This is a genomic window from Ignavibacteriota bacterium, from assembly GCA_016218045.1.
Lineage (GTDB): Bacteria > Bacteroidota > Ignavibacteria > SZUA-365 > SZUA-365 > JACRFB01.
Genome location: JACRFB010000039.1, coordinates 49,459 through 68,486, shown reverse-complemented (window position 1 = coordinate 68,486; position 19,028 = coordinate 49,459). Strand labels below are relative to the sequence as shown.

Below are 19,028 nucleotides of genomic sequence, written 5' to 3'. Positions count from 1 at the left end.
GACACGCGTGAAACTTCGCGGGCCATTGTCTGTAGATTCGGGCAGATACCACGCAACACAACCCGGAGGTTCATATGCGCAGTTCACATTCATTCAAACACCACCGCGGCAAAGTCCTGACCGGCGTCCTGATCATGGCCGCGGGCGTCTTGCTCCTGCTGTCCAATTTCCGCCTGCTTGACATCGGCTCCGTCTGGAGCTACTGGCCGCTGATCATTGTGGCCGTCGGACTTGACAAGCTCGTGACCGCGGCCAATTCCAAACAGCGCGGCGAGGGCGTGTGGCTCACCTTTGTCGGCGGCTGGCTGCTCGTGTCTGTGCAGCATATTTTCGGCCTGACCTTCGGCACCTCATGGCCGATACTGCTCGTCGGCTTCGGCATCGGCATGGTGTGGCGGGCGGTCGAGAAGGCGCGCGAATCGCAGAGAATCGAAGCGGAGTACGGCAATGGAAACTAAACGACACCCCGCATGGGGAGCTCAGGCCATCATCGGTGTATTTATCGTGGCGATCGGTCTGCTCATCACCCTCGACAATATCGAAGTCATGAACGCGGCCGCCTGGCTGCGGTTCTGGCCCCTCGTCTTTGTGGCACTCGGCGGTTTCATGACATTACGCGCCGACACCGCGGGCGCCCGCGTCTGGGGCGCTGCGGTCGCGTTGATCGGTGTGCTCCTTGTCGCCCGGAATTTCGATTGGTTGTCCTTCAGCATCATGGGACTCTGGCCTTTGGTGCTGATTCTGATAGGCGGCGGCATCGTCATGCGCAGTATGCGCAGCGCGCGCGGAATATCGAGCGCGCAGGAGGCGTCCTCTGTGCTGAACGGACTTGCCATCATGAGCGGTTTTAATCGATCCGTTACAACACACGACTTTCAGGGCGGCGAAATAACGGCGATCATGGGCGGCGCCGAAATCGATCTGCGCGGCGCCACTATCACACGCGGCGAAGCCGTGCTCAACGTGTTCGCGTTCTGGGGCGGCGTGGAGCTGCACGTGCCGCACGAGTGGAACGTGCAGGTTGTCGCGATTCCCATTCTCGGCGGCTTCGAGGATAAAACCCAGAGGCCCTTGCAGCCGGGCGCACCGCGTCTCGTTGTGCGCGGCTACGCAATCATGGGCGGCATGGAAATTCACAACTGATCCATGCACCCTCTCCTGGGAAACCGCAGCGCCCTGCTCTTTGCGCTCGCCGTGTGGCTCGCGGCGGGCGCGGGATTCGGGGCGCTCCTCGCGCTGGCGGGGATCGTGTCGTGGAAGCTCGGACTCGCGCTCGCTCTGCCGCTGTTTCTCGTCTATAGTTTCGTCTGCCTGTCCCCGTGGTACATCTGCAGGTCGCTCCCGCTTGACGAGGGGATGCCGCTCCGCTACATCCTTGTGTACACCGGATCGGCTTTGGGTTCGGCGGCGATCTGGCTCGGCATGGGCGGTGTGTGGTCCTACGCTCTGGGGGAAATGTTCGGCGCCGTCGGCGCCGTCGACGCCTACCGCGCGGCGCTCCCTGCATGGGGCGGCACAGGGGCGTTGCTCTACATCGGCTCGATCGTCGCGCATTACCTGCTGCTGTCGATGCGCGCCGCGCGCGAAACCGGGCAGCGCGCGCTCGAACTCGGCATGCTGGCGCGCGAGGCCGAACTGCGCGCGCTGCGAAGCCAGGTCAATCCGCACTTCCTGTTCAACAGTCTGAACTCGATCAGCGCGCTCACGACACGCGACGCGGCGGCCGCACGCGAGATGTGCCTGCTGCTCGCCGAGTACTTCCGCGGGAGTCTCGCGGCAGGAGGACGGGAAACACTGCCCCTGCGCGAAGAACTCGCGCTGCTCGACGAATTCCTGGCCATAGAGCGCGCGCGTTTCGGCGAGCGGCTCCTCGTCGAGCGCGCGATCGATCCGGCCGCGCTCGACTGCGCGGTGCCCGCCCTGCTGCTGCAGCCGCTGGCGGAGAACGCCGTCAAACACGGCATCGCGCACCTGGTGGACGGCGGTGTCATCGCCGTCTCCATCACACGCATGGGCGTCACGCTGCGCATCGAGATACGGAACGATCTCGATCCCGAGGCCGTGCCGCGCGGCGGCACGGGTTTGGGACACGCGATCATCCGGAACCGGCTGCGTCTGCTCTACGGCGGCGGCGCGCAGTTCGACACGCGTGTCGGCGACACGTCGTATATTGCCCGCATATCACTGCCCTGTCCCGAGGCCGCCGCGTGAACGGAGAATCGGATACTCTTATCCGCTGTATTGTCGTCGACGACGAGGAACTCGCGCGCGCACTCGTCCTCGAATACCTGGCGCGTCACGACGACATCCGTGTCGTCGCCGAGTGCGCGAACGGTTTCGACGCGGTGAAAAGCATCACCGAACTGGCGCCGGATCTTGTGTTTCTCGACGTGCAGATGCCCAAGCTGACCGGCTTCGAGGTGCTCGAACTTCTCGGCGAACCCTGCCGCATCATCTTCACGACTGCCTACGACCAGTACGCCGTGCGGGCCTTCGAGGTGCACGCGGTCGACTATCTGCTCAAGCCCTTCTCGTCGGCGCGCTTCGACGCCGCGCTCGACCGCGCGCGCGCGGCCATCCGTGCCGACAAACCGGCCGACACTCCCGCACTCGCGCGCGACGTGCGCGCGGAGAGGGCTCCGCTCGACCGCCTGCTCGTGCGCGACGGATCGCGCGTGTTTGTGATTCCCGTCGACACGGTCGACTATATCGAGGCGCAGGACGATTACATCTGCATACACGCGGGCGGAAAACGCCACCTCAAGCAGGAGCGCATCGCGCGCATCGAGGAACACCTCGATCCCGCGCGCTTCGTCCGCATCCACCGATCGTTCATCGTCAATCTCGCGCGCATCGCGCGCATCGAGCCATACACAAAGGACAGCCGCGTCGCGGTGCTCGTCGACGGACGCACCCTGCCCGTCAGCCGCAGCGGCTTCGACCGGCTCCGCGGCCTCACATCCTGATCACTCACAAGGACAGCACCATGCACTCCCTCACAAGCGCCATCGGCCTCTCCATCGAATGGATTCAACCGAAGGCGCTCGCCCGCGCCTTCGAACTGACCGACGGGACGCGCACCTTCGCGACGTTGAACTTCGAGAAACAGTTCGGTTCGCTGGGACGCGCCGAAACCAGCGACGGTGTTTTCACCATGAAACGCGTCGGCTTTTTCAACACACACGTCACACTCCGGCGCGACGGTTCCGACACCGACCTTGCGACGTATCATCCGCGGTGGACCGGATCGACCGGTGAACTGCGCTTTCCCGACGGTCGCATGTACCAATTCAAATCCGCCAATTTCTGGGGCACGCAGCACCAGGTGACGGATGCGCAGGGACGCGTACTGCTGACGCTGAAGAGCGGCGTCGAGGATTCGCATTTTTCCGACATCTTCAAGATACAGGCGCGGCTGGATCTCGACACCGCGCTCCGCAATAATCACGATATTGCACAGCTCGTCGTGCTCGTCTGGTACATCATGCTGCTGCAGCACGCGGATTCCGCCGCAGCCGGAGCAGCAGTCTCGAGCTGAGCCGTCTTCGGCGCACGGAGCAATTGCTTCGAATACCTCTTTCTCGGATATTGAGGGATTACGCTGGCCATCCCCTCAATGAGGAAGACCCATGGGAACGAGTTACCCCTCTCGCCCGTCGGCGCTACACACATGAGACGATTCGGAGCAGACCTCGCACGCGGCTCGCTGCGGTATGCGCTCTGCGCCTCTGTCCTGTTTCTCATGGCCGTCGCGACCGCATGGACACAGAAATCCACCAAGTCGCTGCGGTTGCGTCGCGCTCCTTCAGCCATCGAAATCGACGGACGCATCGAATCCGCCTGGATGGCGGCCGATTCGGTTGCGGACTTCGAGCAGTTCCAGCCCTATCACGGCAAGCCCCCCTCGCGGCGCACCATCGCCAAAGTCCTTGCGACCGACGAGGCGTTGTACTGCCTCATGCTCTGCGAAGACGATCCGGCAAACATCCAGACCAACACGGGCGTGCTCGACGACTACGGCGGCGACGTGGTGTCGCTGATGCTCGACACCTTCGGCGACAAACAGACGGCGTACAAATTTGCGGTCTCGGCCGGCGGCGTGCGCGGCGACTGCCGTCTGCTCGACGACGCGCGCAACCGCGACTACGCGTGGGACGGTGTGTGGTTCTCGGCCGCGCGCACATACGGCTGGGGCTACGCGGTGGAAATGCGCATCCCTTTCCGCTCGATACAGTACGACGGTTCACTCACCGTATGGGGACTCGATTTCGACCGTTGGCGGCCCACCGATGGCGAGGACATCTACTGGTGCGCGTATCAGCAGAATGAGGGACAGCGCATCTCGCGTTTCGGCACTCTGCTTCTCGACGAGATTCGTCCTACCGCGCACGGTTTGGGCTTGGAGTTTTATCCCGTGGGCTTGTTAAAAGCACATCGTATTGAATCGGGTGCAATGAAGGTGGATCCGGATGCGGGTCTCGACATCTTCTACAATCCCTCGAAGACGCTCACCTTCCAGCTTACAGCCAATCCCGATTTTGCACAGATCGAAGCCGATCCCTTCGAGTTCAACATCTCGCGGTACGAAACTTATTACAGCGAGCGCCGGCCCTTCTTTACCGAGGGCAACGAGGTGTTCATGGCCTCGGGCAAACAACGGAACAGCGGATTTTATTCGCCGCTCGAACTCTTCTACTCGCGCCGCATAGGCCGCATTCTTCCCGACGGCAGCATGATTCCATTGAGTGTCGGTGCAAAGGCCTTCGGGCGCTGGGGCGATGTCGAGTACGGCGGTTTTGTCGCGCGCGCGGCGGAGCAGGAATACGGTGCCGACACGGCCGTGAACGTGGTGCCCGGCACGACCTATGCGGCGGGCCGGGTGAAATCCAGCGGCTCCGAAAAATTCAGCATCGGCGCGCTCGCCGTGGGTGCAATGACTGGCGACAAAACCAATGCAGTTCTCGACATCGACGGGGTGGTGCGTGATGCCGACTGGCAGCTCGCCTGGCAGCTCGCGCGCTCGCAGCGAGAGAACAAGGGCGACTACGCCGCATCGGCGGGATTTACACTCACGAAGGAACACTGGGCGGCGGCGGTCAAGGCGCGAGCGATCGGCAATCGCTTCGACATCGATGACGTCGGCTTCGTGCCCTGGCGTGGCCTGAGCGACATCGTCGCGCTCATTGGTCCGCGCTGGTACTTCGAGGAAGGATCACTTCGCGAATTGAGCACATACGGGGGGGGCTCCGCTACGTATGAACACGCGGATTTATACACGGATCGGAAACTGCTCGCCGGATTCAACATGCAGTTCCGTTCGAATTGGGGTGGCGAATTCAACTTCGAGGCAGGCAGATCCCGAGATAGTGTGTTCGAATACACATCCTCGGCGGCAAGTCTCGCGACCTGGTTCTCGATATCGCCAAAATGGAGCGCGGCTTTCTGGAGCGAGTTCGCCCACACCTACAACTTCCGGCGCGGCTATGAGGGCGATTTCTTTCGAGGTGAACTTGAAGCGAGTTGGCGGCCATGGGACATGCTTCAGGTTGGATCATCGTTCCAGGGATTTGTGGAATGGGATCCTGACCGGCATATCGAAGATATCACATGGAACACGAGGCCCTTCCTCTCGTTCATACCCGTAAACGACTTGAGCATTTACGCGTACGTCGACATCTCGTACATCGATTACCACTCGTCGATGATGACGGACCGGGTGGAACAAATACTCGCGGGGCTCCGCTTCGCCTGGCAGTTTCTTCCAAAAAGCTGGCTCTACCTCGCGATCAATGAAGTGCAGCAGCGCGGGGAGTTCGCACTCAGTCCGCTCACTGTGCGCGATAGGGCGGCCGTGCTCAAGCTCAAATACCTGTACTACCTGTAGGCCGGCGCGTGCTGCGCCGCCCGTGATTCCGGGGCCCGCGGTAACTTACAGTGTTCCCTGTTTGTCATTGCTATAATCTGATCCTTCCCGCCTCCGTGTTGGGGCAATTTCCTTCCACTCGAGTCTCGGAACCTCTCTATGCAGCGACGGACACACGTGTCTGCTATTCGTGCAGACATCCATCACGCCCGTGTTTGGCCCACGGCTGTTCTCGTGCTGCTGCTCGCGGCCTGCGCATCGCAGTCCGTCCGCGCGCAGGCGTATCCAGGTTACACGCTGTTCAATGCAACAAACAGCAAGACGACCTACCTCATCGACATGCAGGGTTCACCGGTGCATACCTGGACGAACGCGCTCTCGGGTGGATATGCCACGTATCTCCTCGAGAACGGACTGCTGCTTCGGCCCGCGCTGAATCCGGGCAATCAGCTCAACGTGCCGGCCGGTTCGGGGCGCATACAGAAGATCGACTGGAACAGCAATGTGGTGTGGGAGTACACGTACTCGAGTTCGAAATACCTGATGCATCACGATGTGGAGCCGTTGCCCAACGGCAACGTGCTGCTGCTTGCCTACGAAGTGAAGACCGCCTCCGAGGCATCCGCGGCCGGGAGGCAGACCGGTGTCACAATGTGGCCCGAACATATCGTCGAAGTGCAGCCCATCGGTTCGAACGGAGGAAACATCGTATGGGAGTGGCATGTATGGGATCATCTCGTGCAGGACAAATTCCCGACACGCGCGAATTACGGCGTGGTGGCACAGCATCCGGAACTGATCAACATCAATCTCGGGACGGTGAGTTTCGGGGGCGACTGGATGCACGCCAACGCCGTGAGCTACAATCCCGACCTCGACCTGATTGCCATTTCCTCGCATTACTTCAACGAAGTGTACGTTATCGACCACGGTACCACCACCGCGGAAGCCGCAGGCCACAGCGGCGGCAAACGGGGAAAAGGCGGCGACATCCTGTACCGCTGGGGCAAACCCTCGAATTACGGAGCGCCGGGCAGCACAGTGTTCGACGTGGTGCATTGCGCGTGGTGGATACCCTCGGGCCTGCCTGGCGCAGGACATATGCTCGCCTTTAACAACCGCAATACCGCGCGCGCATCAACGATCGTCGAGCTGACGCTGCCTATGGACGGAAGCGGCAACTTCACGCTAGCGCCGGGCACGGCCTACGGACCGACCGCGCCCTCGTGGACATATTCGAACGGCTCGACCTTTTTCTCCGCGCATCTCGGAGGCAATCAACGCCTGCCCAACGGCAATACACTCATCACCGAAGCGACGTCGGGGTATCTGTTCGAAGTCAGCGCGGCTGGGAACGTGGTCTGGCAATACCAGCACCCTCAGGAAATCGCCCGGTCGCTACGCTATGGTGTAGATTATCCGGGACTCTCGGCCATGCGCGACGAGGTCACCATCCAGCAAAACACACCGTGCTGTTACACCATGTCGGTGAAGAACGGGAACATCGCGGGGAAAGTGATCAACGAATTGCTCATCGAGGTCGCACCCGGCGCGACAATACAGAGCGGCGCGACCGCGCCCCCCGGATGGACGGCCACGCTTCTCAATCCGCGCCTGCTGAAATACAGCTCACCGGGAGGGGTGAATCCGGGCGCAACACTCGGAGGCTTCGGTCTGTGTTTCGACGGCGAGACAGGGGCGGTGGACGCCACGTGGAAAACGCAGAACAGCGGCACCGTTCTGGCGAGCGGATCGTGGCCGCTCACCACCGCGTGTATCGGACCCGACTCGGTCTCCGTTAACACGGGGATCAGCGACCGAAAAACCTGCACCTATGAATGGACATTAAAGAACCGCAATGGTGCAAAACGTCCTCTCTCGGGTTTCGAGCTGTCGATCCTTACGCCGGGATATGAATGGGCCGAAGTCACATGTCCGACGATCGCGGGATGGAACGGTACGCTGCTCTCGGCCACACGTGCGCGATACGCTGCCACGGCGGGCATGGAACTCGCCACGGCCGGATTGCTGGAGCCCTTCATCACGCGGCTGCGGCCGCCTTCGGGGGCGAGTCCCGTCGCGGTGGAATGGAGCAGTTGGGACGGCGGTACACTCGTGACACGCGACACACTCAGGCTGATCTGCAGCCGCGAGGCGCCCATGTGCGACAGCGCTTCGCTGGTGAACGAGTCTCAGACCGCTGCGCGCTGTACCTTCGATTTCCGTCTCGACAATCTGCATACGCCGTCGGGTCCGCTGCACGCGCTGCGCCTGCGGCTGCTCACCCCCGGAGCCGTGTTTCTTCTCGGAGGGGGATCAACACGCGCCGACACAAACGTGTTCGATCTCACCGCCAGCCCGCTGGCCTCGGGCGCAACACGAAGCTTCCCCTGCGTGGTCGACGCCGCCGCGGCGACGGGTCCGGTGCGTATGGCCTGGGAAAGTTACGCCGGAGGCGCGGTACTCTGCAGCGGCCAATTCGATCTTGCCTGCCTGCCGCCGCCGAAACCGACGTGTGACGAGTACTTTGACTCCAAGCTGATCGATTGCGACTACACGACGGGATTCAATAACGCGCACACACCCGTCTCCGATGTAGACGGCTACCGCCTCCGTCTGCTCACGGCCGGCGCCTCGTTCGCGGGCATCACGCCTCCCGCGGGGTGGACCGTGACCTCAAGCACTTCGACCACGGTCGAGTTTCATGCCGCTTCAGCGATCGCGAATGGTGGCAGCGCCGGCGATTTCCGCTTTACGCTCACACCTCCCGCGGCGAACAGTCCCGTACGTCTCGAGCGCTGCACCCGGTTGGGGACCACGGACGTGTGTCCCGACACCGTCACCCTGCAATGTGCGCCATTCGTGAAACTGCACGACCGCCTGAACTGTCTTGTCGACGCCTCGGCATGTGAAACACGGTTCGGTTTCGAAAACCGGCATACACCCGTCTCGCGTGTCGACCGGCTCAGCGTCACAGTTCTATCGGCGGGCGATACGATACTCGCCGCGTCTCCCGTCTTCGGATGGGTGGTCGATTCCCTCCTGCCCACACGCGTCATCTTCCGCCACACCGGCGGTGGGATACCGAACGGACAGGGCGCCGGCAATCTCGCCGTATCGTTCCTGCCCGGTGCGGACGACCGCGTGTCCTTCCGCTGGTGCACAATGTTCGGAAACACCGTTCTCGACTGCGCCGATTCAATCCTTTTCTGTACACGCATCGAACGGCGCTGTGATTCACTCGGCGTGTTGCCCACAGCCACCGCCTGCAGATTCGTGACGAGTTTCATGAACCTGAGGCAGCCCGCCGCACTCGTCGACGGCGCCGTGGCGCGCATCACCACACCGGGCGCCACGCTCGTGCAGGCGTCGGCACCGGGGGATTGGACGATCACGGCGCAGGACGGCTCGCATGTCGTGTTCCGGCACAACCGCGGCGGCATTACTGGCAACACGGGGCAAACCGGATTCGCGCTCACGCTGGCGCCGCCACCCGGCGCAACACGCATCGCCCTCCAATGGTGTACCACCTCCGCGGGAGGTGATCCCTGCTGCGATTCGATGGTCGTGGAGTGCGAGAAAAAGATCGAACTATCCGATACTCTCGTGTTTGTACCCGACACGGCACGGCCGTGCTGCGGACGACTGATGCTGCTCAACAGGCATACACCCCTCTCGGCCGTCACCGCCCTCGAGGTGCGCACACTTACGGCGGGCGTGCGTATCATGACGTCACACACAGGCACACCCGCCGGCTGGCTGCCCGCCTCAACGCCGCTTGTCGTTTCATGGACGGCAAGCGGAGCGGGCCTGGCGCCGGGCGCGCAGCTCGACAGTTGCGCAGTCTGTTTCGACAACACGGCGATTGCACACGCCGATTTCCGCATCGGCTGGGAAAGCCGCGACGCGATACACACGACCGGCGCGGATTCGCTGCTGCTCGCGTGTACGGGCACGGTCGAAGCGCGGCTGCCCGCCGCGCTGCCGCTGCGCGCAACGCTCGACCAGAATTACCCGAACCCGTTCACGGGCAGCACCACCATCGTCTACGGCATCGAGCGCACGACCGATCTGCGTCTCGAGATTGTGGACGTCTCAGGCGCCGTGTTACGCACGCTCGTCAGCGGCGAGAGGGCTCCGGGCAGGTATCTGGTGGAGTGGAAGGCCGAAGGTCTCCCCTCGGGCGTATACGCGTGCCGTCTGCGCACACGCGACCTCGTACTCTCACGCGTGATGGTACTCGCGCGCTAAGACGTATCGCGGAACTTACTCGTAGCGGGCGCGTCGGTTTTTCCGGCGCGCCCGTTCACGCAGAATGCGGACGAGAAAACGCGGAATGCCGAGCAGATAACGGCGCCACAGTCTGCGTGGTTCGAGCAGGAGGCGGTGCAGCCACTCGAGGCCAAGCGCGCGCATGAGACGCGGGGCACGGGCTCTGCGACCGGACAGGAATTCGAGTCCCGCTCCCACCGCCACAATCACCGGCACATGCAGCACATCGCGCCAACGCTCTATCCATTGAAATTGCAGCGGCGAGCCGAGTCCGACAAACAGCACGTCGGGAGAGGCTGCATTCACGGCGTCTGCCGGACCTGCATCGTCGAGGCGCAGAAGACCCGCGGCGCCGTGTATGCGTTCAGAGGATAATTGGCTCCATTTTTCCCTCAATGATGCGCGAAGACGGCGCTGCGTCTCGTCGTCGCCTCCCAGGAAATAATACCGCACATCCGTGGGTGGGAAAGACCGCAGCATCGCGACATAGAGATCCGTACCGTTGACCCGGCGGGCGGCGACACCCGCCCCGATCCTGAGCCCGAGCACACTGCCTATCCCGTCGGGATGCACGATGTCGCAGCTATTGAGTGTCACGCGGAGCGCGTCATCGTCCTGTGCCTGCAGCAGGATGGAAAAATGCGGACCCGCGATAACACAACGCGTCCGTGTCGCGATCGCCGCTGCCACGCGCTCGAGAATTGCGGCCTGCTCAAGCAGGTCGAGCCGGACGCCGCACAGATGCGCCGCGGCCGGCGAGGGGTCCACATCCCGGGAGTTCATCGCGCCTCGTGCGGATGGGGGGGAAAGACGGGGGCGTTCGGCGGTACACAGACCGGCCGAAATACGTGTGCGTTTAGTCGGCGGTTTCGTCGTCCGCGTCGGTCTCTTCGCCCTGCTCATGACCGAACCAGCCGAGCAGCAGCGACATGAGCATCACATGATTCTTGTCCTGATCCGGTAGGAAGGTGCCTTCGAACTGCTCCTCCGCGTGTTCTTCCGACATCGTGTTCCAGCCGATCTCGCCGCGCTCGTCGAAAGGTTTTTCCACCGGCTCGTATCCGAGCAATTGCAGTTTTGCGGCGACGAGTCCCTTGAGCACGTCCTGATCCTCGAACCAACGTTCCAGGAGTGCGCGCGCGAGATCGGCCGAAAGATTGGCTTCGTCCGACAACACGGGCACGATCATAACATTCGGCGCCCGGTTGAGGTAGCGGAAGCCCTTCAACTGGTGTTTGCCGGTCGACATGCGGCAGAGCGCGTCTTTATCCTTCTCCAGCGCGGGGCGGATGATGGAGTAGCGGAACTCGCGGTCTTCCATCAGTGCGAACACGGCGTTGGCGGGGTGGCGGATGATCTCTGTCTCGGGGGTGCTCATGATTTTCCTCGAATTGAACATCAAACAATCATGGAAGATACGAAAATCGCGCCCATTTCCGATTCGGCCGCCGATCGCCGTCACGTCCCCTTAGGGCACATAAGAATAATGCCGGCAAGTCCACTGCGAAAGCGGCGGACGCTCTTGACATCATATTAAGATACTCTTATCTTCATCTTTGGCATTTCTCTTACGGGTTTATCTATTCGGCCTCATGCCCCGCCGGGGCGCGAGTATCGTTTGCGTTGCACCTGCCACGAGGTTCGTATGCGCACCTATCTTCTCCTTGCAGTCTGTCTCTGCACCTTCATTCCGACACTCCTGGCACAGGATGCGGAAAGACCGGCGAAGGTGAATGCCGAGAATGTCAAACTGCGGGCTCAGCCATCGGCCAAGGCACGGATTGTCGCCACGTTGAAAAAAGGCGGCGAAGTCTCGGTGCTGGAACAAAAAGCCGAATGGAGCCGGGTCCGCGCGGGGAAAAACACCGGCTGGCTCGAATCGTCGCGCCTCGACATGTCCGCCTCCGGCGAAGTGCCGGGCAGCACACCCGCTGCAGAGGCAGGCAGGGCTAGATTCGATCCGTACGTGGATCAGCCGGTTCCTGATCTCGCGGAGGTGCAGCCCGTGGCCATGAACACCGGACTAGACGGCGCGCTGCTGCTCGAGGCCCTGGTGACACAGAGCGGAGCGCAGATGCGTTCGTACCCCGGCTCGCAGGCGCCCGTGTTGCAGGCCTTGCCGGAACGTGGCGTTGTGCTTGTTGTGGAGCGCAGCGACCGCTGGATCAAATGCGAGTATGAAGGACTCACCGGCTGGGTGGAACGCGAGAAGCTGACGCTGCGCGGCACACGCCCGACCGCATCCGCGTCCGCTTCCGCAGCCAGATCCGCTCGCATCGATGATGAATTGCACACGACGGTAGAACGTCTGGATGACGAGGGATTGAAGAAGGCCTCCGCGGCGGCGGTCGAGGACGAACGGCGTCTGCGCGCAAGTCTGGCGGCACTCGATACACGTTCACAGCGAGACGACGGAAGCGACGTGGCCGGATTGTCGGCCTCGGGTGAACACTTCCTGCGCGGGCTGCAGACCGATGCGTCACGGCTCGGCACCGCCTGCGCCGACCTGGAGGCGCTCGCGGAACACGCGCCCAGCGAGTCCGACCGCAACGCCGCGCGCTTCATCGCCGACGCGGGACGCCGGACGCTCGAGAATTACCGCCAGAGTGTGGCGCGCGCGCAGTCGGCGCCTCCCAGCACAACACTGCTGTACGGGGGAAATATTTCCGCGGCCATCGGATCCCACACACGAACGGCCGTGTACGAGTACAAATCATCGGTACCGACGGTGCAGGCGTCCGCATGGATGAATACACCGCAGTATGGCAACTTTCGCGGACGGCTCGACTGGACCGACGACGTCGTGACCACACGGTTCACACGCCTGAATACGGGACTCGACTGGCGGCTGCCGCAAGGCACGCATCAGTGGAACGCGCGCGTGAACTTCTTCCGCTACGACGACCAGATTCCCGTCAACACCTACGGCCTGATCGATCTCCAAGCGGGCTGGGAACAGTTGCGGCAACAGGGTCCGGCCTGGTTTGCACGCGCGATGTACCAGGGCAAATCTTTCTCCGAAACACAGCCGCAGGACTTCTCGGCCGTGAGTCTCAACGCGGGTCTGCGCACCATGGCCCCGTATGGACAGGCCTTCGAGCTGAATATGCTCAACCGCTATCAGAGCAGCGAGGACATGGGTCTGAATTTCAACATGGTCACGGCCTTCGCTCTCTGGCGCAGTGAATCCGGTTTTTCGATCCGGCCCGCCTACGAGGGATACATGACCCTCGCCGATTCGAACGGCGCGTTCCTCAACTACCACCGTCCCGGACTCGAGCTTCGTTGGTCCAAAGCCACGGGCATCACGGACTACGGCGCGCGCATCGATTACCGCTACCACCCCGATGCAAGCAATCTTACCTACGGCCAGGCATCGCTGTTTGCAGGCCATCACACACGGGAATTAACCGGCACGCAGTGGGATGCCCTGCTGCTGTTCCAACAGAACAACGGCACGCTGAATCCCAGCTACATGCAGGCCAATGCCGACGCGCGGCACACCGCCGGCACATTCTTCCTCGGGCTCAATGGCGTTGCACGCTATGTGCTGGCCGAGAGTGCCGATTCGCTCTCGCAGCATTTCACCGACCTGTACCTGAATCCCGGCGTCATCATCACCATTGCCACGGTTCGGATCGAGGCGGGTCCCTTTATCGGCACGACGCTGTTTCTCAACAACAAGACGCGGTCGATCAAGGACAATCTCAACAACAGCGCCCGCACGGGGGTAAGTCTGCACGCTCTGGCGAGTTTCGAGTCGCGGGTGAACGTCCGCGCCTGGGCCGAGTACGAACGCGCCTTCCACTTTATCGAGGATCCCTACGCCGGGCGCAAACGTTCGCCCATGCGGCTGCGTCTCGGCGCGGAGGCGAACGTGGTGGTGGTCGGCTCGCTGAGCGTGTTCGGGCGCGCGCAGTACTACAGTCTCGACAACGACACACGCATACAGATACAGTTGCCGGGCGGCACGCGCGACCGCGACAAGATCGACGACACGCTGCTTCTTGTGGGACTCCGATATGCCATGTAACTCCGCAGCCGGCCCGCGCACACGGGTGATGATCTGCATGCTCTTTGCGTGTATCGTGGCGAGCGCATGCAATTCCGACGACGCGACATCACCGGGCACGAGCACACAATCCACCGCGTCGTTTATCCTCAACGGCGGTACGTACTCGAACACCGCAGTCGAACTGCGCGACAACACACACGGCATCTGGCGCATCAGTGCAAACGGGCGCCTGCTCGGGGTGCTCGACTGCCTGGGCACTTTCGGCGCAACATCGTCGAAACGTGTGGTGTTCACCGTCGTCCTGCCTGTGTCGACTCCGGGCACACACACATGGATCGATCCGAAGGGTGCGGTGCTCTCGGCATCGGGCGTGTTTCTGGACGTCTACGATCAGGGCCAGAGCGCGCGCAGTTACACCGCCGTCGAGGGCAGCAGTGTGATCACGCAGGTGGCCGACAAGGGCGGCCAGGTCGTGGGTACATTCTCGGGCCTGCTCCGCTCGTCCTCCGACGGCAGCATCATCACGATATCGAACGGCGCGTTCTCGCTGACACGCCTGTCAGACCAGTAAACATGCACATCCTACCACGCGGCACCTTGTCGGAGCATCCCATGACACCACGCGCAGCGATTCGACTCACCCTTCCCGCGTTTCTCGTCTTCGCGAGTGTGTGCATCGTCCCCTTCGCGCAAGCCCAGAAAGACCGCACCATTCCCCTGCACGCGGAGGCGATAGTCTCGAACGTCGTGCAGGAGAAGGGGCACACCTTTGTCGGGAAGGGATCCTGGATCAATGAAACACATAAAACCTTCAAGCCGGGCTCCTCGGATCTGGATCTGGATTACATCCCTGATACTCCGAAACCGACGGATCCTGCCGCCGCAAAAAAATGGGAGCGGCAGGTACTCGAGAAGTGGAAGGAAGCGCAGCGGGATCTCGTCACCAGGATCAAATCGCAATACCCGCCCGACAAGGCGCGCCAGATGCTCGAGAAGATGAACGTCTATCCCCCGCGCGAGCTGATCGACGATGTGAAGGACGGTGCGGAAGCGCTCGATCGTTTTAAGAAGATGAACTCCGTGCCGAATCTCGCGGCAGTCGACGACATCGCCACGGGCGCGGTAAACGGAGTGGACGCCATCGATCCGAACCGGCTCAAGAACGTGACGGAAGGACTCTACGGTCCGGATGCCTCACGCTGGATTCATCAGGACAATCTCAGTCCGGAAAACGGCAGGGTGTTCTACAAGGATCCGAAAACCGGCCGCGCCATGAGCAGCCGTTTCGTCGATCCCGGATCACTGGACGGCAACGGGGTGAAATTCACGGCGAAAGGATCGGCAAACGTCTCCAGCCAGTTCATCGACAAAATCTTCGACGATTTGCGCTCGGGTGATCCGCGGAAGGCCACAAAGCAGCTCGACCGCCTGAAGAAGGAATTGCAAATCCTCAAGAACAAATCGGGCGTGAACATCGACATCTCCGACATCGACGATGCCTTGAAGGCCGGCGACATCGGCAAGGCGAAGGACATTCTCGCGGGCGCCAAGCTGCGTTGCGAGATGATACGCCAGGGGGGCGGCAAACTCTCGATCCTCGAGGAGATGCTCGAGAAGGGCGGCAAGGCCTCGGCCAAGCTCATGGACGCGCTGTCGAAGGTGCCCGTGGACAAGATCGTGACCGTGGTGAACGGCCTCTTCATCACCTTCCAGGCCATACAGATGGGCGCCGACCTTAGCAAGGGCGATTACGCAAAGGCGCTCGTCAATCTCGGACTCGCGGTGTCGCCTGCTGCCATCGCCATTCTCGGCACTCTGACCAACGAGATGCTCGAGGCCGCGAAGGAGCTGGGCTTCAACCTTGTGGCGGGACGGCAGGAATGTATGGACATGCTCTCGGGCATCTATCCCGATAATCCGGTCAAGGCCGACACCAAGGGTGGCGACGATATAAACATGGGTGTGCTGCTCCTGCGTTACGCTGCCTGTGAGGAGGACAAACTCGCCGCAAAGATCCGCGAACACGCGAAGGAATCGTCCGACAAACCGAACGTGGTCGCCATCAACGAGGCGAAATGTCTGAATTCGATTATTCCCGCCTGGCAGGAAGCACGCGCGCAGAACGGTGAACAGTTCAAGTCCCTTGCCTCGGCGATCGGGATATCCGTCGCGGCGAAGGTGGTCGAAGAGAGGAAGCCGAACGAGGGTGCCGACGACCTGACCATCTTTCAGAATCTGCGTGATGAATTCATGCAGCGGGCGGGCGAGGCCGATCGTGCCGCGGGCGATGTGAGCCAGTATGTCGCCGCGTTTCAAAATGCCATCGGAGCAAAGGATGCTCCGCCGTGCAAGAATCCTTCGGTCGCGTATTTCTATCGTATGGCGAAAAACAGCTTTGAGGATTACAGCCGCGCGGTGAGCCGCATGGCGGAACTCGAGTACCGCATGCAGATCCGTATGACCGCCCTGCGTCAGGGTGTGAAAGCGCCGAAGGATCCGATCGAACCACCCGCGCCGGGCAAGACCGTGCGCGCGTCGGTCGTGTACAGCGGCAATTCGTTCCAGTCGGCCAAACCGCAGCTCGACGGCTACGCGCGTATGGTATGCGGCGAGGGCGGCTACACCTTCGTCCGTGTCCTTTGGTACCTCGATGGAAACGAATTGTCGACGACGGGACTCGAATCCGTGGACATCGAGGAAGTGGAGGCGGGACCGCACAACATCGAATGCCTGCTGATGATGCATCCCTACGGACCGAAGGACGCCTCTCTCGAAGGTCTCGGTTACAAGGCCGAAATCATCGGGGGCACACGCATCACGTTTCCCGAGCTGCCGCCGGATGAGAGCGACAAACAGGCGGCCGCGCGCAAGGCGGCGATCGACAACATCGAAACCGTGCAGCTCCCGCAGATCGTGGCCGCGCTCTCGGAAAAAATCGAGCGCACGTCATCGCTCGGTGAGCAGGTCATGGCGTGCACCGAACAGCTTCGCGCGCACGGATGTGATCTCAACGATGTCGAGAAACTCGGCGAGGACATCGCGCAGAACGGCGTGGATCCGACGACGGTGAACGACGGACTCCGCGAAATCTGCGGCGACGGCCGCGACAACAACGGCAACGGCCTCATCGACGAAGACTGCTCCGGCGGCGGCACGGTGGTCATCACCGTGTGGGACAGCGGCTCGCTTGCCGACGATTCGTTCTCTCTTTCCGTCACGGGTTACGGCAATCTCGGATCCACACCCGCGGGCGGCCAGCGTATCTACTCCATCAATCTCCCGCCCGGCTCCTACACCGCGACACTCACCTGCATTCTCGCTCCCGACAATGCCGGCACGTACACAATCTCCTTCTCCGGCAGCGCCAGCGGCTCAGGCGGCACGGGCTCATTCCCCTACGCGGGATCCTCGGCCACTTTCGACTTCATCGTCCAGTAACAGGAAGTAGGAGCTAGGAGGTAGGAATTAGGAGCTAGGATGTAGGAATTAGGAGCTAGGAGCTGGGAACGAAAGTATAGGATTGGCGGAGTGGAATACTGCTGTTCGCCTGGGCGACTACAAGTACGGTCACTCAACCAAAAATGACCTATACGCTGGTCTCGTCCGTCGTCCATACACCGTCATCAAATAGGAACCGGTCGGCAGATCCCAGATGGGTAGTACAAGCGAACGTGGGATGTTGGCTTCCACCGGTCCGGCGTGGATACTCTGCACGATCGCCCCGGAAAGATCGAGTACGTCGATCCTGATATCGTCCTGTACCACCGGAAGGACTGTCACGTTTAAGGAGCCACGCCCAGGCGAGGGAAAGAGCGCGATGATTCCGTGCTCAAGCGTGAGCGGTGGCCCTGCGACGGAGGTCACAGCATCTTCCAATTCCCTGCCTCCAATCAACCGGCGCAGGAAGAGACCATTCGTATCGATCTCCCAGACGGTGTATGTCGAGTCTGCACGGCAGACGAATGACACCACCAGAGTGCCCCGATTCGTGACGGAAGGGTAATAGAGATTCCCGAGGGCCTGTGAAGGGAGGATGCGATGCAGGCGGTTTGTCAGCATGTCGAACACGCCGAGGAACTGTTTCCCATTGAGCAGGTTGCGACCGCGCTCGTAGAAATCTGCCGCCATGAATCTGCCATCAGGCGAGATCGTGGGATACATTATTTCATCGAGGCCAAGGAATTCCGGTACGGAAACGAGTGAATCCTTTCCACTTTGAACATCGTGTCGGAGATATGTGCCTGGAGGGATATGGATACCCCCGATATAAAACGTCACAAACGTCTTCGCATCGACCTGCCCGTCATCACCAATGAAGCGGCCGAACGCCACGGTGTCCGCCCCATCACTGTTGCCCCGGTACCATTCGCCGGGAGTTTGATAGTAAATATGCTTCCCATCAAAGGACCAATATGGACGCTGGTACGTGATCTGCACGGGCAGAGGCGAGGTGCTGTTGGACTCCGCATCATAGAGATGGTAACTGGTCAGGAGCTTCCGGCCATCCGGCGACCAACGAAGCCATTCGCCTTCGGGTATCATGGCCAGTGTAGTCTTCCGCACAAGATCGTACACCACCACCCCTTGAAAAAAAGGCACCCGGCTTCGCTCATAGAAAAATGCGATTTTTGAATCATCCGGTGATAAGAAGGCGCTTCGCGCGGCGATACCAATCTCGGGGTACGGCCCGACGAGCGAGTCCCACGGAGTCAGTGGTTCCCGATTTCTGCATCCGGCATCCAATGCCTGAAGCGTCGTTGGCTGCGACAGGGAATTTCCCGCACACAACACGGCGAACAGCAGCAGGGCCATCCACGCACGCATCATGATCACCTCCGTACGAGAAATCAGTTCGATATTCGAACTACCAAATTCTGA

13 protein-coding genes are annotated in these 19,028 nt (G+C 61.4%); 10 read left to right on the top strand and 3 right to left on the bottom strand.

Going from position 1 to position 19,028, the window contains the following annotated elements:
- Nucleotides 1-74 precede the first annotated feature (74 nt).
- From HY962_09690 to HY962_09660, 7 genes are all read left to right on the top strand, one after another.
- Entirely contained in the window at nucleotides 75-458 is a 384-nt protein-coding gene (locus tag HY962_09690) for a hypothetical protein (protein ID MBI5647189.1), read from the top strand.
- Nucleotides 448-1,143 (top strand): hypothetical protein, encoded by a 696-nt coding sequence (locus HY962_09685; GenBank protein MBI5647188.1) that lies wholly within the window; start codon nucleotides 448-450, stop codon nucleotides 1,141-1,143. The genes HY962_09690 and HY962_09685 overlap by 11 nt, the downstream gene beginning before the upstream one ends.
- Before the next feature lie 3 nt (nucleotides 1,144-1,146).
- Complete coding sequence (locus HY962_09680) at nucleotides 1,147-2,211, top strand: histidine kinase (protein ID MBI5647187.1); 1,065 nt, start codon at nucleotides 1,147-1,149, stop codon at nucleotides 2,209-2,211.
- Nucleotides 2,212-2,231: 20 nt separating this feature from the next.
- Entirely contained in the window at nucleotides 2,232-2,966 is a 735-nt protein-coding gene (locus HY962_09675) for a LytTR family transcriptional regulator DNA-binding domain-containing protein (protein ID MBI5647186.1), read from the top strand.
- A 20-nt stretch (nucleotides 2,967-2,986) separates the two neighbouring features.
- Nucleotides 2,987-3,538 carry a hypothetical protein gene (locus HY962_09670; protein MBI5647185.1) on the top strand — a complete coding sequence of 184 codons (552 nt, stop codon included), beginning with the start codon at nucleotides 2,987-2,989 and terminating at the stop codon, nucleotides 3,536-3,538.
- A gap of 204 nt (nucleotides 3,539-3,742) precedes the next feature.
- Nucleotides 3,743-5,884, top strand: coding sequence for a carbohydrate binding family 9 domain-containing protein (locus HY962_09665; GenBank protein ID MBI5647184.1), 2,142 nt, complete (start codon nucleotides 3,743-3,745; stop codon nucleotides 5,882-5,884).
- A 156-nt stretch (nucleotides 5,885-6,040) separates the two neighbouring features.
- Nucleotides 6,041-10,114 carry an aryl-sulfate sulfotransferase gene (locus HY962_09660; protein ID MBI5647183.1) on the top strand — a complete coding sequence of 1,358 codons (4,074 nt, stop codon included), beginning with the start codon at nucleotides 6,041-6,043 and terminating at the stop codon, nucleotides 10,112-10,114.
- A 15-nt stretch (nucleotides 10,115-10,129) separates the two neighbouring features.
- Here the strand turns inward: HY962_09660 and HY962_09655 are convergent, their stop codons facing one another.
- Nucleotides 10,130-10,918 (bottom strand): WecB/TagA/CpsF family glycosyltransferase, encoded by a 789-nt coding sequence (locus tag HY962_09655; GenBank protein MBI5647182.1) that lies wholly within the window; start codon nucleotides 10,916-10,918, stop codon nucleotides 10,130-10,132.
- A gap of 73 nt (nucleotides 10,919-10,991) precedes the next feature.
- Nucleotides 10,992-11,513: a hypothetical protein gene (locus HY962_09650; GenBank protein ID MBI5647181.1), complete on the bottom strand. Its 522-nt coding sequence runs from the start codon at nucleotides 11,511-11,513 to the stop codon at nucleotides 10,992-10,994.
- Nucleotides 11,514-11,780: 267 nt separating this feature from the next.
- On the opposite strand from HY962_09650, the gene HY962_09645 reads away from it, so the two are divergent.
- The 3 genes from HY962_09645 to HY962_09635 are packed head-to-tail and all read left to right on the top strand — an operon-like array spanning nucleotide 11,781 to nucleotide 17,588.
- Entirely contained in the window at nucleotides 11,781-14,168 is a 2,388-nt protein-coding gene (locus HY962_09645) for an SH3 domain-containing protein (GenBank protein ID MBI5647180.1), read from the top strand.
- A complete protein-coding gene (locus HY962_09640; GenBank protein ID MBI5647179.1) occupies nucleotides 14,158-14,721 on the top strand; it encodes a hypothetical protein in 564 nt (187 codons plus the stop codon). Before HY962_09645 ends, HY962_09640 begins: the two co-directional genes overlap by 11 nt.
- Nucleotides 14,722-14,762: 41 nt before the next feature.
- Nucleotides 14,763-17,588 carry a hypothetical protein gene (locus HY962_09635; protein ID MBI5647178.1) on the top strand — a complete coding sequence of 942 codons (2,826 nt, stop codon included), beginning with the start codon at nucleotides 14,763-14,765 and terminating at the stop codon, nucleotides 17,586-17,588.
- A gap of 129 nt (nucleotides 17,589-17,717) precedes the next feature.
- Here HY962_09635 and HY962_09630 read toward each other — a convergent pair whose 3' ends face one another.
- The gene (locus tag HY962_09630; GenBank protein MBI5647177.1) at nucleotides 17,718-18,977 is read right to left on the bottom strand and encodes a hypothetical protein; all 1,260 of its coding nucleotides are present in this window, start codon (nucleotides 18,975-18,977) and stop codon (nucleotides 17,718-17,720) included.
- Between the last annotated feature and the right edge of the window lie 51 nt (nucleotides 18,978-19,028).

Excerpts from the sequence above, each read along its gene's own strand:
- HY962_09690 (MBI5647189.1), top strand. The coding sequence starts at position 75 with ATGCGCAGTTCACATTCATTCAAACACCACCGCGGCAAAGTCCTGACC.
- HY962_09685 (MBI5647188.1), top strand. The coding sequence starts at position 448 with ATGGAAACTAAACGACACCCCGCATGGGGAGCTCAGGCCATCATCGGT.
- HY962_09680 (MBI5647187.1), top strand. The coding sequence starts at position 1,147 with ATGCACCCTCTCCTGGGAAACCGCAGCGCCCTGCTCTTTGCGCTCGCC.
- HY962_09670 (MBI5647185.1), top strand. The coding sequence starts at position 2,987 with ATGCACTCCCTCACAAGCGCCATCGGCCTCTCCATCGAATGGATTCAA.
- HY962_09665 (MBI5647184.1), top strand. The coding sequence starts at position 3,743 with ATGGCCGTCGCGACCGCATGGACACAGAAATCCACCAAGTCGCTGCGG.
- HY962_09655 (MBI5647182.1), bottom strand. The coding sequence starts at position 10,918 with ATGAACTCCCGGGATGTGGACCCCTCGCCGGCCGCGGCGCATCTGTGC.
- HY962_09650 (MBI5647181.1), bottom strand. The coding sequence starts at position 11,513 with ATGAGCACCCCCGAGACAGAGATCATCCGCCACCCCGCCAACGCCGTG.
- HY962_09645 (MBI5647180.1), top strand. The coding sequence starts at position 11,781 with ATGCGCACCTATCTTCTCCTTGCAGTCTGTCTCTGCACCTTCATTCCG.
- HY962_09640 (MBI5647179.1), top strand. The coding sequence starts at position 14,158 with ATGCCATGTAACTCCGCAGCCGGCCCGCGCACACGGGTGATGATCTGC.
- HY962_09635 (MBI5647178.1), top strand. The coding sequence starts at position 14,763 with ATGACACCACGCGCAGCGATTCGACTCACCCTTCCCGCGTTTCTCGTC.
- HY962_09630 (MBI5647177.1), bottom strand. The coding sequence starts at position 18,977 with ATGATGCGTGCGTGGATGGCCCTGCTGCTGTTCGCCGTGTTGTGTGCG.